Origin of the sequence: Paenibacillus sp. SN-8-1 (assembly GCF_050995535.1) — a bacterium.
Classification (GTDB): Bacteria; Bacillota; Bacilli; order Paenibacillales; family Paenibacillaceae; genus Fontibacillus.
Window position 1 is genome coordinate 1,043,172 of sequence record NZ_CP194782.1, and the last position, 14,479, is coordinate 1,057,650.

General features: G+C 47.8%; 15 protein-coding genes. 8 read left to right on the forward strand and 7 right to left on the reverse strand.

Going from position 1 to position 14,479, the window contains the following annotated elements:
- The first annotated feature begins 24 nt into the window (after positions 1-24).
- Together ACRRNK_RS04890 and ACRRNK_RS04895 are read left to right on the forward strand one after the other, a co-directional pair.
- Positions 25-702 carry a DUF2294 domain-containing protein gene (locus ACRRNK_RS04890; RefSeq protein ID WP_433945683.1) on the forward strand — a complete coding sequence of 226 codons (678 nt, stop codon included), beginning with the start codon at positions 25-27 and terminating at the stop codon, positions 700-702.
- A 182-nt stretch (positions 703-884) separates the two neighbouring features.
- Complete coding sequence (locus tag ACRRNK_RS04895) at positions 885-1,265, forward strand: response regulator (protein WP_433945684.1); 381 nt, start codon at positions 885-887, stop codon at positions 1,263-1,265.
- Between the two features lie 81 nt (positions 1,266-1,346).
- Here ACRRNK_RS04895 and ACRRNK_RS04900 read toward each other — a convergent pair whose 3' ends face one another.
- Both ACRRNK_RS04900 and ACRRNK_RS04905 read right to left on the reverse strand, forming a co-directional pair.
- Entirely contained in the window at positions 1,347-3,107 is a 1,761-nt protein-coding gene (locus ACRRNK_RS04900; RefSeq protein WP_433945685.1) for a glycine betaine ABC transporter substrate-binding protein, read from the reverse strand.
- Positions 3,107-4,309, reverse strand: a complete 1,203-nt coding sequence (locus tag ACRRNK_RS04905) for a quaternary amine ABC transporter ATP-binding protein (protein ID WP_433945686.1) — start codon at positions 4,307-4,309, stop codon at positions 3,107-3,109. Before ACRRNK_RS04905 ends, ACRRNK_RS04900 begins: the two co-directional genes overlap by 1 nt.
- Positions 4,310-4,539: 230 nt before the next feature.
- Here ACRRNK_RS04905 and ACRRNK_RS04910 point away from each other — a divergent pair, with 230 nt between their 5' ends.
- Positions 4,540-5,103 (forward strand): GbsR/MarR family transcriptional regulator, encoded by a 564-nt coding sequence (locus ACRRNK_RS04910; RefSeq protein WP_433945687.1) that lies wholly within the window; start codon positions 4,540-4,542, stop codon positions 5,101-5,103.
- A gap of 46 nt (positions 5,104-5,149) precedes the next feature.
- Here ACRRNK_RS04910 and ACRRNK_RS04915 read toward each other — a convergent pair whose 3' ends face one another.
- The 5 genes from ACRRNK_RS04915 to ACRRNK_RS04935 all read right to left on the reverse strand — a co-directional run bounded on the left by ACRRNK_RS04915 (position 5,150) and on the right by ACRRNK_RS04935 (position 9,555).
- Positions 5,150-5,719 (reverse strand): permease, encoded by a 570-nt coding sequence (locus ACRRNK_RS04915; RefSeq protein WP_433945688.1) that lies wholly within the window; start codon positions 5,717-5,719, stop codon positions 5,150-5,152.
- A 246-nt stretch (positions 5,720-5,965) separates the two neighbouring features.
- A complete protein-coding gene (gene pstB, locus ACRRNK_RS04920) occupies positions 5,966-6,721 on the reverse strand; it encodes a phosphate ABC transporter ATP-binding protein PstB (RefSeq protein WP_433945689.1) in 756 nt (251 codons plus the stop codon).
- A gap of 28 nt (positions 6,722-6,749) precedes the next feature.
- Positions 6,750-7,637, reverse strand: a complete 888-nt coding sequence (gene pstA / locus ACRRNK_RS04925; protein WP_127199569.1) for a phosphate ABC transporter permease PstA — start codon at positions 7,635-7,637, stop codon at positions 6,750-6,752.
- Positions 7,634-8,533 carry a phosphate ABC transporter permease subunit PstC gene (pstC, locus tag ACRRNK_RS04930; RefSeq protein ID WP_433945690.1) on the reverse strand — a complete coding sequence of 300 codons (900 nt, stop codon included), beginning with the start codon at positions 8,531-8,533 and terminating at the stop codon, positions 7,634-7,636. Before pstC ends, pstA begins: the two co-directional genes overlap by 4 nt.
- Before the next feature lie 92 nt (positions 8,534-8,625).
- On the reverse strand, positions 8,626-9,555 hold the full coding sequence (locus ACRRNK_RS04935) for a phosphate ABC transporter substrate-binding protein (protein WP_433945691.1): 930 nt from the start codon (positions 9,553-9,555) through the stop codon (positions 8,626-8,628).
- Positions 9,556-9,749: 194 nt separating this feature from the next.
- Between ACRRNK_RS04935 and ACRRNK_RS04940 the strand changes: the two genes are divergently transcribed.
- From ACRRNK_RS04940 to ACRRNK_RS04960, 5 genes are all read left to right on the forward strand, one after another.
- Positions 9,750-10,637: a LysR substrate-binding domain-containing protein gene (locus ACRRNK_RS04940; protein WP_433945692.1), complete on the forward strand. Its 888-nt coding sequence runs from the start codon at positions 9,750-9,752 to the stop codon at positions 10,635-10,637.
- A gap of 335 nt (positions 10,638-10,972) precedes the next feature.
- Positions 10,973-11,908 carry a sugar-binding transcriptional regulator gene (locus ACRRNK_RS04945; protein ID WP_433945693.1) on the forward strand — a complete coding sequence of 312 codons (936 nt, stop codon included), beginning with the start codon at positions 10,973-10,975 and terminating at the stop codon, positions 11,906-11,908.
- 187 nt (positions 11,909-12,095) lie between these two features.
- Positions 12,096-12,761, forward strand: a complete 666-nt coding sequence (deoC, locus tag ACRRNK_RS04950; protein ID WP_433945694.1) for a deoxyribose-phosphate aldolase — start codon at positions 12,096-12,098, stop codon at positions 12,759-12,761.
- Positions 12,762-12,796: 35 nt separating this feature from the next.
- The gene (locus ACRRNK_RS04955) at positions 12,797-13,195 is read left to right on the forward strand and encodes a cytidine deaminase (RefSeq protein ID WP_433945695.1); all 399 of its coding nucleotides are present in this window, start codon (positions 12,797-12,799) and stop codon (positions 13,193-13,195) included.
- 85 nt (positions 13,196-13,280) lie between these two features.
- On the forward strand, positions 13,281-14,459 hold the full coding sequence (locus ACRRNK_RS04960; protein WP_433945696.1) for a NupC/NupG family nucleoside CNT transporter: 1,179 nt from the start codon (positions 13,281-13,283) through the stop codon (positions 14,457-14,459).
- Positions 14,460-14,479: the final 20 nt, after the last annotated feature.

The following is a 14,479-nucleotide window of genomic DNA, read 5'->3' on the forward strand; positions in this document are numbered from 1 at the left end:
AGTATTTAAAGGAGGTGTGGTAGAATGGTAACGTTAAAGGAAAAAAATACCCAAATTTCCAGCTTTACCGGAAAGCTGCTTAGAAACCGATTCGGCAAAGGCCCTGAATCTGTTAACGTATCTATAGGAGAGCGCGGAATCGCGATACATATCCGTAATTTCATTAGTCCAGTGGAGCAGTTCTTGCTGGATAAAGAAGAGGAGCAGGCCCTTAGATACACAAGGGAGCTTCTCATGAAGTCGCTGCTTCCTGAGCTATCTGCCTATCTGAAGACTGAACTAGCGCTCGAGACAGAGGAATTATATTACGACTGGGGTCTTCATAACGCATCGGGGATGATTGTCGGATTATTCGATCTGCACAGTGAGAAATCCGAGCCATATCGAGGGCAGAAGAGCGTTCATGACCATGTCATCAAGGTAAGCGGCATGGTTCAGAAGGAGCCAGTACATATTGATTCCTGGTGGTTGAACCCCAAGACTTTAATTGTGGTTCGGGAAGGTATTCTGATTATTCTTGAGAAGGAACTTCTTGATTTGGGATATGAGAATATACTTAAAACTACGAAGCGCAAGATGGAAAAGCGGTTTTTGAATCAGGAGATTGGCTTCACGGAGGTCCTGAACAAGACACTATCCGATATTTATGTAGATTGGGATTTCTCACGAGATCGTAGTGTGATTGCATACACTTTTCAATAATTACATACGGGTTGTAATGGGTCAGACATGAGAATGAGCTGAACATAAGCCAAAGAAGGAGTGAAGGGACTCTTTTTTTGGCTTTTTTTGCATTAGTCCGCTCTTTTTGTCCCAATTATTCTTCATGTGTCCTGTTCTCCCTCTGACTAACCTGTAGGCTTTACTAATAAGGAGTGAAGATAATGAATTCACCCAGTTATACGATTCTGTATGTCGAGGATAATGAGCTGAATATGGCGCTAATGGGTCATATCTTTAAAAAGATTCCGCATACCCATCTTATCGGGGCTGCAAGTGCGGAGGAAGGCATAGAGATCGCTATACAAGGGCAGCCGGATCTCATCTTTATGGACATCCAATTGCCCGGTATGAACGGTTACGAAGCCCTTGAGGAGCTTCGAAGCCGGGAGGAGACTCGTCATATTCCAGTATTGGCAGTGAGCTCATTTGCTCAAAAGTCTGATATTGAGAAAGGTATACAGGCTGGTTTTGCCGACTATATCACAAAGCCGTTCCAACTAAAGGCTTTCAAGAACCTGATTGAACAATGGCTTAAGATCTGAGGGGGCTAAGACTTTATATACAAAAGAAACCCCCGTCCTTTCAAGGACAGGGGATGCCTGATTACTGTACGCTGCATAATTTTATTTATTCAAATCCTCGATAGAGGAAATATCCACATAGGCGGGCACGACAAGTCCTGTACGGACGCCGGTCATATTTGGACCAAGATCCTCCACTTGGTCTTTGTACTTATTCCAATAATCCGCATGAGTTAACGGAAGCCAGGCTGAGGCCGTGGCATCCACATCTCCACTGGCGACTCCAGTCCACATTGGGCCAGCTTCTACTTGAAGAGAAGTTACGTCATAGCCGAGTTCCTCGTGAAGAATATACTGAAGGAGATTGGTGCTTGCAATTTCTGAATCCCAAGCCACATAGCTTAGCTTGAGCTTCTGGCCATTCACCTTGGCAAGCCCCTTGGTCCATTCTTGTACCCGGTCCGGATGCTTCGTGGCCCAATTCTTCGCTGCTTCTTCAGGACTTTGTCCGCCTTGAATGGCAGCCATAATTTCTCCCATCTCATCGGATGTCCACTTGAACCGGTCCAGAAATGCATAAGCAGTGGGTTGATCCTGCTTCAGTCCCTTCCGGGCAATGGTGTGAATCTCCTCGGATTCACCATAGGTCTTCTTAGGATCATCCAAGTACTTAAGATCATACTTGGTGAACATCCAGTGCGGTGTCCATCCAGTAACTATGATCGGCTCTTTATTCTTAATTGCTTTATCCAGCATTGCCGTCATCGCGGTACTTGAGCCCTCAACCAGCTCCCAGCTGTCCAGCTTATAGTCTTGAATCGCCTTGGCAGTTGATTTCATAATCCCTGAACCGGGATCAATCCCGATGATCTGATTATGGAACTTGCTTGCAACGGCGCCTCCTTGGTTAGCGTCAGCTGATGTCCCAGAAGGCAGAAGCAAATACTGGGCAATGCCACCCACAATCAGGGTAGCCAGTAAGGCAGAAGCGAATACGAGGCGGCGGCGTGGCTGTTTTTGCAACAATGCTGCTTTGCGGCGGCCCCTCTTGAACAGATTCTGTGAGAATCTGTCGAGCACAATGGCCAGAACCACAACGGCAAGGCCAGCTTCAAAGCCTTGGCCGATCTTGAGCTGGGCAACAGCCCGGTAGACCTCGGCTCCGATCCCCTGCGCCCCGATCATGGATGCAATGACGACCATCGACAAGGACAGCATGATCGTCTGATTAATACCGGCCATCATCGTAGGCATGGCCAGCGGCAGATCCGCCTTGATGAGTTTCTGCCAAGTGGTAGAACCGAAGGCTTCGGCTGCCTCAGTCAGCTCAGCGGATACCTGCTTAATGCCCAGATAGGTCATTCGAATCGTTGGCGGTATTGCGAAAATTACCGAAGCAATAACGCCCGGCACAACACCCAGACTGAAGAAGGTGACAGCCGGCAGCAAATAGACGAACGCGGGCATGGTCTGCATAAAGTCGAGAATAGGCGAGACAATGCGGTGTGTGGTTCTGCTGTATGCGCTCCAGATCCCGAGGGGAATACCCAGCAGGATTGAGATAAGCCCTGAGGTGATAACAAGGCCCAGCGTGTTCATCGTCTGTGTCCAGTACCCTAAATTCTCAATCAGCAGAAAACCGATGACTGTAAATAAGGTTAATGGTAGACGGCCAATTGCGAAAGCCAGAATACCCAGTATTGCAATGAACAGCAGAGGATGCGGCAGCAGGAACAGACCCGAGAAGAAGCCAACAACATGCTCAATAATTAAAGCTATGGCATCAAAAAGACCTCCGAGATGTGAGCCCATCCAGCTCACAAGCGCTTCGATCCAATCAGCCAGCGGCAGTTTGGGTAACATTAGGCTTCACCTCCAAGGACCTTGGTATCTCCAGCAAGTGCCCCAAGCACCGCGCCGCGTACAATCACGCCAAGCAGGCGATGATTCTCATCCACGACAGCCAGTGGGACCTTGGCAGAGCTTGTAACTTCAAATAAATCGCCAAGGAGTGTATCTGGACTAACCTCAGGCCCATCTTTAATCAGAATTTCGGAAAGCCCCATTCCTGATTTAAGCGCTGTAGAGGCATCTTCGGCCGTAATTACACCAAGAAGTCGCTTGCCGCGGTCAATGACGAACAGATTGGAGATCCCTCGTTCACGCATAAGCTGCAGTGCAACACGAGGACCTCTGTCCAGTGTCACGGTCTCTGGGCGTATCATCACGTGGGAAGCTGTAAGCACCTTGGATAAATCAACATCCTCGATGAACCGTTCAACATAGCGGTTAGCAGGCTGGGTCAGCATTTCTTCCGGCGTGCCCAGCTGAACAAGCGCGCCATCCTTCATGAGCGCAATGCGGTCCCCAATGCGCAGAGCTTCGTCCAGGTCATGGGTAATGAAGACAATGGTCTTCTTCATCCGTTCCTGAAGCTCAAGCAGTTCGTCCTGCATATCTCTGCGGATGAGCGGATCGAGCGCGCTGAATGCCTCATCCATCAGTAGAATATCGGGATCGTTCGCCAGTGCACGCGCAAGACCTACCCTCTGCTGCATGCCGCCACTGAGCTCATCAGGCATCTTTGGGCCCCAGCCTTTCAGACCAACAAGCTCGAGTGCATCCTCTGCTTTGACCCGGCGCTCTTCTTTGCTGATCTGCTGTATTTCCATTCCGTATTCTACATTTTCAAGCACCGTGCGGTGTGGGAATAATGCAAACTTCTGAAATACCATGCTAATATTTTTGCGTCTGACTTCACGAAGCTGCGCTTTATTCATCTTGCGCAAATCTTTCCCGTGAATCAGAATTTCTCCCGAAGAAGGCTCAATCAGACGGTTCAGCATGCGGACAAGTGTAGATTTGCCACTGCCTGACAGGCCCATAATGACGAATATCTCACCTTGGCGGATATCCAGACTTACGCGGTTAACCCCGACCGTAATTTGTTTCTCGCGGGCCAGCTGTTCTTTGGTATGCCCTTTCTCTAACAGCTGAATGCCTTGGGCAGCATTTGGCCCAAACAATTTGCTGACATTCCGCACTTCAAGAATTGTATTTTCCAAACAAGCTCACCCCTTTATTTCTGTAGGTCTTAGTCTATCAAAAAAAATTCCATTTAATCAACTTCTATATCCGTACATACAGTACGTACAGAAAATACTGTACATAATTTATGCGCCAAATGCTCACGCTAACTCCTAAATGCTATCCAAGTCATTTCTTTACATTTAGACATGCTTTTTCTAAGATAAGATACATAAATGTAAAAGAGGTTAAATAGGAGGCTGCAAGCATGGGCTTGGAACAGCTTAATGAGCAGGAGCAAGCGGCTCTTCTGAAGGTCCGCAAGCGAGTGATTGAAGCAATAGGAAGAAATATGGACTTATATGGAATAACCCTGTCTACCGGACATCTGTACGGTCTGCTGTTTTTTGCGGACAAGCCGATGACACTGGATGAGATGGGACAGGAGATGAAGATGAGCAAGACCAGTATGAGTACAGGAGTCCGTACGCTGCTGGATCTTAAGATGGTTAATAAAGTATGGGAAAAAGGCTCCCGCAAGGACCTGTATGAAGTGGAGTACGATTGGTATCAGACTTTCAATGATTTCTTCGCCATTAAATGGCGTAAAGCTGTAGAGACGAATCTGAATGTGCTCAGACGTTCCATTCAGGAAATGGACAAGTGGATTGCCGAGGCTGAGGAAGCAGCGGTGAAGCGTGTTCTGACCGAGGATCAGAGGAAGATGAAGGAAGCTTCGGAGTATTACTTGTGGCTTGACCGGTTAATTGACACGCTGGAGAGCGGGGAGATTTATAAACTGGTTCCGAGGCAGGTTGAACCTAAAGCGTAAGCGGATATCCGCTTACGCTTTTTTTTGATTGGCACAATACATGCGGTTATCCTATGTTCAGCACGTCGGAAGCCAGACACAGAAGCATAAGCACGGCCAGTATGACACCAGAGCGGCGGGCAAGAAGTCTTGTGCTCCCCGATGTACCTGAGACAGCATATCGTAAATACATGAAGCTTCCGGCAGCAATGAGAAGCAGCTCTGCAGTCATGGAGAAGGTACTGCTGCGCCAGAGACCCAGTCCAAGCAGGGGAAGATTGCCAAGATTGCCTGGCAGAATCGGCAGATCAGGACGATGCACGAGCAGATCAAGAAGCCAGTGGCTGAACACTACGGCGCCAACCGTAAAGCCTCCACGCTTCCCCCAGAACTTTCTGGCCAGAAGGCCAGTCAAGACGGCAAGTATCAGAACACTGAGCAGGGAGTGAGAGTATTCCGCGTGAATCACTTGATTCCCATAGCCAACTCCTGTCTTGACTACGGTCTCGATATCACTGACGTATAAGGGGACAAAGATGACGTCAATCAGCTGGGTGGACAGCATAAGAGCCCAAAGAGGAACCTCTGGCACCTTAGCCTTCACAGCTGCTGCGAGACCGAAGTGTCCGGCTAACATAGCTTCTCCCCCTTATTCTTAAGTCTGCCAAGACGGGAATCGAGATAACCGCAAAGACAGGTGAACAAAAGCAGAAACAGTATAAAGCTCATGGCATGATCTCCTTTCGAACCTAAACTAATATCATTAGTTTTATTATAACTAATACCATTAGTTTTTCAATAGGCAATTTTGGTTTAGCAAATCAAAAAAGCAGGCTGTCGGTCTAATGAACCGCAGCCTGCTTCTATTTACTTGCCTTCCGGATTAGCCAAATCGTCCGGATATATATTCCTGTGTATTCGGCTTGGACGGATTGGTGAAGATAATGCTTGTCTCGTTATATTCCATCAGATTTCCAAGGTAGAAATAGGCGGTGAAATCAGAGACCCGCGCAGCCTGCTGCATGTTATGGGTCACGATGACGATGGTCAGTGACTTCTTCAGCTCGCCGATCAGCTCCTCAATCTTGGAAGTCGAGATTGGATCAAGGGCAGAGGCGGGCTCATCCAGTAACAGGATGTCCGGATTAACCGAAAGGGCCCGGGCAATACATAATCTCTGCTGTTGGCCTCCGGAAAGGGATAGTGCAGATGTATGCAGGCGGTCCTTGACCTCATCCCAGAGAGCAGCTTTGCGAAGACTATCTTCTACGATCTGATCAAGCTGCTTCCGGTTCTTGATTCCATGATATTTGGGGCCAAAGGCAATGTTCTCATAAATGGACTTATAAAAAGGGTTAGGACGCTGCCATACCATGCCAATCTTTTGGCGCAGCACGGTTACATCGGTCTCGGACGAATTGATGTCCTTATCTCCGATCCAGATGTTCCCGGTCTGACGAGAATCGGGAATTTCATCATTCATCCGGTTGAGTGAACGGAGGAACGTGGATTTGCCGCAGCCGGAAGGTCCGATCAAAGCCGTTACACTTTGCTCGGCGAAGGTCATGTCAATGCCTTTTACCGCCTCATGTTCTCCATAATAGACTTTAAGATTTTCAGTACGTAAGGTGTCCGTCATGAGCCGTTCTCCTCTTCCTTATCATTTATCATTTGATCGATGTGAATTTTCGGTACAGCGCTCTACCCAGCCAGCGGGCCAGCAGGTTGAAGATCAGGACCAGAATGACCAGGACTGCGGATGCGCCTGCAGCAATCTGCGCGGCATCTGGCGCAAGTCCTTCACTGTTGACTTTCCAGATGTGTACCGCCAGCGTTTCAGCCGGACGGAACGGGTTCAGCGGCGAATTATGATGCAGCGGGTTCCAGTCGCTGAAATTAATATGCGGCGTGGTCATCCCTGCTGTGAAGAGCAGGGCGGCAGCTTCGCCGAACACCCGGCCAGCCGCCAGAATGGTGCCGGTTACGATGATCGGCAGTGCCACCGGGAACAGGATGGAGGTGATGATCTTCCATTTGGACAAGCCCATGGCAAGGCCGGCTTCCTTCTGTTCCTTGGGTACGCTGCGGAAAGCTTGCTCCGTTACACGCACCATCAAAGGCATATTAAAGATCGTAAGCACGATGGCGCCGGAGAACAGCGAGAACCCGAAGTCGAACTGCTGAACGACAACGAGGAGACCGAACAGACCCACCACGATGGAAGGGAAGGAGGATAGCACCTCGACAATAAGGCGGATTGCGTCTGTCAGCTTGTTCGGCTTCGCATATTCAGCCATATAGATTCCGGCTCCAAGACCGAGTGGAATTGTAATAATCATGGTCAGAATAAGCAGGTATAAGGAATTAAAGAGCTGAGGACCAATTCCGCCACCCTCACGGATCGTCTGCGGTTCGGAAGTTAAGAAGTCCCAGCTGATATGACTGAGTCCTCTAAATAGAATAAAGCCCAGCATGCCCAGGAGCACGGCTACAATCAAGAGGGCGAAGAATACGATTATGCCAGTAGCAAGTTTATCGGCGGCTTTCGGTTTCAAAGTTTATGTCTCCTTTCGAGAAGCCTTACGACAAAGACAAAGACGAAGGTCATCAGCATTAATATCATGGCCATGCTCCAAAGCGCGTTGTTCTGAACGGAACCCATAACGGTATTACTCATATTCAGCGTGATCACACTGGTCAGGGTTGAAGCCGATTCGAACAATGAGGTCGGGATATGCGGAGCGTTCCCGATGACCATCTGTACCGCAAGGGCCTCGCCGAAAGCCCGGGCCATACCCAGAACAACCCCGGTCAGAATTGAGGGAAGAACCGTAGGAATAATTACTCCGTAGATCGTCTGCCAGCGGGTGGCTCCAAGTCCGTAAGAAGCTTCCTTCAGATTACGGGGCAGAGCGCTGAGCGCATCTGTAGCAATACTGGTGATGGTAGGAAGAATCATAATAGACAGAACGATAGCCCCTGCAGCCACACCGATACCTTGGCCCGGGAATGTATTACGCATGAAAGGGACCAGGATACTAAGTCCGATGAATCCATATACGACGGATGGAATTCCGGCGAGCAGCTCGATAACAGGCTGCAATAACTTTTTGCCCCAGGAAGGAACGATCTCGGTCATGAACAAGGCGGCGCACACGCTCAGCGGACTTGCGATTACCGCAGCGAGGAGAGAAGTCAGGAAAGATCCGTAAATGAACGGCAGTGCACCGAAATGGTTATCATCCGGGCTCCAGGTAGTTCCGAACAAGAAGTCGGATAGACTTACGCTATTGATGGCGAAGGTGGAGATACCTTTGGTAGCTACAAAATAAACTATGGAAATAATGATAACGATGAGGAAGAGCACACATATGGTTGTATATCCTCGCCCGATCCACTCCTCTGTACGATGCTTGCGCAGCAGAAGCGGGGTATCTTGGTTAGATTTCATTAGGTCCTTCTTTCCTTTCTAAATCGAAAATAGAGGCAGAAGTTTATTCTTCCGCCTCTTGGTATAAATCGTGAGCTGCCGAGTACTTGATGTTACTTCGTTACGTTACCCGCTTCATCACGCTTTACTTGCATTTTGTTCGCAGGGATGTAACCAAGCTCAACCACGTCGCCGTTTTGAACCTCGTCAGTCATGAAGTAATCGAGGAATGCTTTTGTAGTAGCATCCGGCTCACCTTTAGTGTACATGTGCTCGTAAGCCCATACCGGATATTTACCAGAGATCACGTTGTCAACTGTTGCATCTACACCTTCATATTGAACAGCTTTCACTTTGTCATCCAGGTAAGAAAGAGCAAGGTATCCGATAGCTCCTGGAGTCTCAGTAACAAGCTTCTTAACTGTACCTGATGAATCTTCTTGGATAGAGCCTTTCAAGTCTTCAGTCTTCGTACCCAAAGCGAATTTCTCGAAAGTTGCACGAGTACCGGAGCTGCTTGGTCTGTTCACGATTACGATCGCTTGATCTTTACCTTGAACATCCTTCCAGTTCGTGATCTTGCCTGTGAAGATGTCAACCAATTGCTGTTTGGTAAGGTTAGTTACGCCAACCTCAGGATTAACAACTGCTGCAATTGCAACTACGGCTACTTGATGGTCAACCAGTTCCTTCGCTGCGGCAGCATCTTTCATTTTCTCGGAAGCGAAGACGTCAGAGTTACCAATTTGAACCTGTCCGCCTGATACTTGAGTAAGTCCTGTACCACTGCCTCCGCCTTGAACCTGAACGGATACGCCCGAATTTTTATCCATGAATTTCTTACCTACCTGTTCAACGAGCGGTTGAAGTGCTGTAGAACCTGAAGCAAGAATAGATCCGCTAAGTGTAGTTGTTTCAGCTGTACCAGCATTGTTATTGTCTGTAGTAGTTGAACCTGACGTATTGTCTTTGTTACCACATGCTGCAAGTGATACTGCAAAAGCAAGCGTAAGAGTCAAAAGGAGCAGCTTCTTTAATTTCATTGTTTGTAATCTCCCCTAATTGTTTTTTTATTTGGTCGAATTTTGTTCTCGACTCTTAAAAGTATAGGGCCCATTCATTATTCCAAATTCATAACTTTGTAAATTGAATGATAAAAAGTAAAATAAAAAACTGATATATTCATAGATTTTATCTAATTAACTGGGTATGATGGGGGCAGGGAGGGAGTCATTGTATGAACATTGTAAAGTTGAAAATTGTCGTTTTAATAGAGAAATATAAGAAAATTTCTGACGTTGCCGTGGCGCTGGGACTCAAGCAGCCGACCGTAACTTTTCATATGAAAAGTCTGGAGGAGGAGCTGGGTACCGCGATCTTTGACACCCGCCGCGGACGCGTCATATTGACGGAGGCTGGTAGAGCGCTGCTGTATTATGCGCAGAGAATTACTTCTTTAACAGACGAAGCAATAAATGTTGTTGCGGATTTTGATACCCTGGAACGCGGAACACTGAGAATAGGCGCAGGGCTCATGCCAGGCAATTATTATCTCCCGGCGTTAGCGGGGCGGTTCATGCGTCAATTTCCCGGTATTCATCTGGACATCAAGATCAGAGCCGATGATGAGATTATGAGGATGCTTCAACAAGCAGATATTGATCTGGCGGTGATGCATACGAATCAAACTTTAATCGAGGATAACCTGGAGTGTGAGGTTCTTGAGAATGACGAGATTGTGCTTATTTATCCGGCTGAGCATTCTTTCGCGGCACTGAAGAAGATCGAAGTGAACCAGATTGCACAGGAGCGCTTCATTCAGCATGCGGGAGGGTCGTTTATTCGTGGTTTCTCAGAGCGTTGGGCAGCGGCGAATCAAGTGAATCTGTGGAACTCCGCCATAATGGACTCCCCCGAAGCGGTGAAGCTGGCCGTTCAGTCACGGATCGGAATCTCTTTCTATACGAAGAGGGGGCTATTGTCACTGGATGAACACGCTGGAGTTCGAACAGCTCCTTTGCCAGGCAACACGGTCCCGGATCCGCAGATTACATTGGTCTACCGAAAAGACAGACCTATTACGGCAGCAGGCAGGGAGTTTGCCGCTTTTCTAAGGTCAATCTAAGATCCACGTGCAACTTAAATTCTCTGGCAGGCATCTTATGTAGGGGAAGGGCAGCAGCTCTTCTCTAATCATCAGCATTTCGATTATAATAGAATGATTAAATATAATGCACTTAAAAATAATATATGGGAAGAAGTAACGGAGGGGAAGCTTGGAACTGTAGGAGCGAACGCGAACACCTTTGTCTCCGGATTGTAACCGTACTTCGGTATAATATAAAAAAATCTGGGGACAACAGCGGCCGGAAGTCCAAGCATTCCCCGTAGCTACAACCGTACAAATGCAAAAAATTTAAGTGCGGTCTTACATAGAATAATGCAGAGGGAGGGAGACCCATGGAAGATGAGAAGCAAAGGTTGAGTATCGAGGCCGCCAGGCTCTATTATCTCTCTGATTACAGTCAGCAGGATATTGCCACAAGGCTTGGCGTCTCCCGTCCGACGATTTCGAGGCTGCTCCAGTATGCGAAGGATCAGGGATATGTCCGGATCGATATTGTTGACCCCCTGGAGGATATGGATGTGTTAGGGGACCGGCTTAAGAAGAAATACAATCTGGAACTCGTGCTTGTAAGCTATTCTCCCTTAAATGAGTATCAGGAGATACAGAAGCAGATCAGCAAGAAGGCAGCCGAATATCTTCATGAGATCGTTCAGGATAAAGATATTATCGGCGTAACATGGGGAACAACGATGTACCAGGTTGCTCAGAACCTGCAGCCCAAGCAAGTCAGGGGGGTAGAGGTGGTGCAGCTAAAAGGCGGCGTCAGTCATTCCCATGTGAATACGTTCGCGGTCGAGACCGTCAATTTATTCGCCGAGGCATTTCATACGGCTGCCCGGTATTTGCCTCTTCCCGTTATCTTTGACAATACTGCCGTGAAGCAGATGGTCGAAGAAGACAGGCATATCCAGCGGATCATTGAACTGGGCAGGCAGGCCAATATTGCCATCTTCACAGTGGGAACTGTGAAGGAGGACGCACTTTTGTTCAGGCTTGGCTATTTCAATCAAGAAGAACAGCAGCTGCTTGAATCCAAAGGAGTTGGAGATATCTGCTCCAGGTTCTTCGATACGGACGGTCATATTATTAGTGAGGCAATTAATCAGCGTACGGTCGGTATTGACCTTACGGACCTTCGGCGTAAAGAGAAGTCGATTCTGGTCGCTGGCGGACATCGTAAGATTGAAGCCATTCGGGCCGCCCTTACCGGCCGGTATGCCAATATTCTGGTGACGGATCAGTTCACCGCACAATCGTTGTTATTATGAACAGTCTGCCGTAGTTTACGGCAGATTTTTTTTCGTTTTTAGGTTAATAATAAAGAGAATGAGGTATTGAACATAATTTCATAATAACGTTTACATATGTTCAATGCCGTGCTAATATAGCTATGGAATGATGGTTTAGCGACAAGAACAATTAATGAGATAATTTTCCACAAAGGAGACTGACGATATGAATGTAGCAGCGTTGATCGACCATACCCTTTTGCGCGCAGATGCCACAAAAGCAGAAATTACCAAGCTGACCGAGGAAGCAAAGAAATACGAGTTCGCCTCCGTGTGTGTCAATCCAACTTGGGTAGCGTATTGTGCGGAGCAGCTTGCGGGCACTCCTGTTAAGGTATGTACGGTAATCGGGTTTCCGCTGGGAGCTAATACTTCAGAAGTTAAAGCTTTCGAAGCTGCTAATGCCATCCAGAATGGCGCAGGTGAAGTAGACATGGTCATTAACATCGGAGCGCTTAAAGATGGCAATCACGAGCTTGTGAAGCAGGATATCAAAGCGGTCGTGGATGCTGCAGCAGGAAAGGCTTTGGTTAAAGTAATTATTGAGACCTGTCTGCTGACAGATGAGGAGAAAGTACGGGCGTCCCAGCTTGCGGCTGAGGCCGGGGCCGACTTCGTCAAGACCTCAACAGGCTTCTCTACTGGTGGAGCAACACCGGAGGATGTTGCATTAATGCGCCGTACCGTGGGTGATCAGATGGGAGTTAAGGCATCTGGGGGCGTACGCAGTCTTGAAGACATGACCAAAATGGTAGAAGCCGGAGCTACCCGAATCGGTGCAAGCTCAGGTGTCAAAATTATGGAGGGCGGACAATCTACGTCTTCATATTAATTTACTGCCAAAACCCAGGTGAAGGAGGACAATCCATGAAAGATCAGCTGATTCAAGAAGCTACTGAGGCACGAAAGACGGCTTATGTCCCTTACTCGAAGTTTCAGGTAGGCGCGGCCGTGCTAAGCGGAGGCCAAGTCTACCGGGGCTGCAATATCGAGAATGCTTCGTTTGGCCTGACCAATTGCGCCGAGCGGACAGCCATATTTAAGGCAGTATCCGAAGGGAGCCGCAGAATCGAAGCGATTGCAGTCGTAGCCGACACAGAGGGCCCGGTATCTCCTTGCGGAGCCTGCCGCCAAGTCATGGCTGAATTTTGCGACAAGGATACGAAGATCTATTTGACGAACCTTCAGGGGAATACGGAAGAATGGACGATGGATCGCCTCCTTCCGGGAGCTTTTCAAGCAGAAGATATGGATAAGAAGAACTAATCCTTCGGGGTTGTTCTTTTTTGATTAAAGTGAAAACGCTTAAGAGACAGCTGGAAATTACTATACAGAATTAGGAGCAGACATCATGAAATATGCAATTGCTATGCTGGGCTTACTCGTCGTTTTTGCATTAACCTACTTGGGCAGTAACGACCGGAAGAATATACGATACAGGCCGATTATTCTAATGATCGTGCTGCAAGCGATACTAGCATTTTTGCTGCTAAATACAGGAATTGGCGAGTTTATGATCCAGGGATTCGCATCTGTATTTGATCATTTGCTGAGCTATGCTTCAGAAGGTGTGAATTTCGTATTCGGGGGATTAGCGAACGAAGGACAAGCTCCTTTTTTCCTGTCGGTTCTGCTGCCTATTATTTTTATTTCGGCACTTATCGGGATCCTTCAGTATGCCAAAGTTCTGCCTTTTGTCATTAAATACATTGGCCTTATATTGAGTAAAGTAAATGGAATGGGTAAACTGGAATCCTACAACGCTGTGGCCTCGGCCATTTTGGGACAATCTGAGGTGTTCATTTCTGTGAAAAAACAGATCGGAAAGCTTCCGAAGCACCGTCTGTACACATTATGTGCCTCTGCCATGTCTACAGTATCCATGTCTATCGTAGGTGCGTATATGACGATGATTAACCCGAAGTATGTGGTTACAGCACTGGTGCTTAACTTGTTCGGCGGATTCATTATCGCATCGATTCTTAACCCTTATACAGTAACTAAAGAAGAGGATATACTTGAAGTACGGGAAGAGGAGAAGCAATCGTTCTTCGAAATGCTGGGCGAATATATTATGGATGGCTTCAAAGTGGCCATTACCGTTGCTGCGATGCTGATTGGATTCGTAGCTTTGATTGCCCTTGTTAATGGCATTTTCAGCGGGATCTTCGGCATCTCGTTCCAGCAGCTGTTAGGTTATGTTTTTGCGCCGTTTGCCTTTGTGATGGGTGTACCCTGGAAGGAAGCGGTTGAAGCAGGAAGCATTATGGCAACCAAGATGGTCTCGAATGAGTTCGTAGCCATGCTGGATTTGGGCAAGCATACGGCGTTGTCCGCACATACTGTGGGCATTGTGTCCGTATTCCTGGTTTCTTTCGCCAACTTCTCTTCTATAGGTATTATTGCTGGAGCTGTAAAAGGGCTGCATGAGAAGCAGGGTAATGTGGTTGCCCGGTTTGGCCTGAAACTGCTATACGGAGCAACGTTGGTAAGTGTACTGTCGGCAACGGTTGCAGGGTTGTTCATTTAAGACACAAGGTGAGAGGAGCC

What these genes read in the sequence shown, in the direction of transcription:
- ACRRNK_RS04910 (WP_433945687.1), top strand. Translation starts at nt 4,540, where the DNA reads ATGGGCTTGGAACAGCTTAATGAGCAGGAGCAAGCGGCTCTTCTGAAG.
- ACRRNK_RS04955 (WP_433945695.1), top strand. Translation starts at nt 12,797, where the DNA reads ATGAAAGATCAGCTGATTCAAGAAGCTACTGAGGCACGAAAGACGGCT.
- pstC (WP_433945690.1), bottom strand. Translation starts at nt 8,533, where the DNA reads ATGAAATCTAACCAAGATACCCCGCTTCTGCTGCGCAAGCATCGTACA.
- ACRRNK_RS04940 (WP_433945692.1), top strand. Translation starts at nt 9,750, where the DNA reads ATGAACATTGTAAAGTTGAAAATTGTCGTTTTAATAGAGAAATATAAG.
- ACRRNK_RS04915 (WP_433945688.1), bottom strand. Translation starts at nt 5,719, where the DNA reads ATGTTAGCCGGACACTTCGGTCTCGCAGCAGCTGTGAAGGCTAAGGTG.
- pstB (WP_433945689.1), bottom strand. Translation starts at nt 6,721, where the DNA reads ATGACGGACACCTTACGTACTGAAAATCTTAAAGTCTATTATGGAGAA.
- ACRRNK_RS04945 (WP_433945693.1), top strand. Translation starts at nt 10,973, where the DNA reads ATGGAAGATGAGAAGCAAAGGTTGAGTATCGAGGCCGCCAGGCTCTAT.
- deoC (WP_433945694.1), top strand. Translation starts at nt 12,096, where the DNA reads ATGAATGTAGCAGCGTTGATCGACCATACCCTTTTGCGCGCAGATGCC.
- ACRRNK_RS04900 (WP_433945685.1), bottom strand. Translation starts at nt 3,107, where the DNA reads ATGTTACCCAAACTGCCGCTGGCTGATTGGATCGAAGCGCTTGTGAGC.
- ACRRNK_RS04895 (WP_433945684.1), top strand. Translation starts at nt 885, where the DNA reads ATGAATTCACCCAGTTATACGATTCTGTATGTCGAGGATAATGAGCTG.
- ACRRNK_RS04960 (WP_433945696.1), top strand. Translation starts at nt 13,281, where the DNA reads ATGAAATATGCAATTGCTATGCTGGGCTTACTCGTCGTTTTTGCATTA.
- ACRRNK_RS04890 (WP_433945683.1), top strand. Translation starts at nt 25, where the DNA reads ATGGTAACGTTAAAGGAAAAAAATACCCAAATTTCCAGCTTTACCGGA.
- ACRRNK_RS04935 (WP_433945691.1), bottom strand. Translation starts at nt 9,555, where the DNA reads ATGAAATTAAAGAAGCTGCTCCTTTTGACTCTTACGCTTGCTTTTGCA.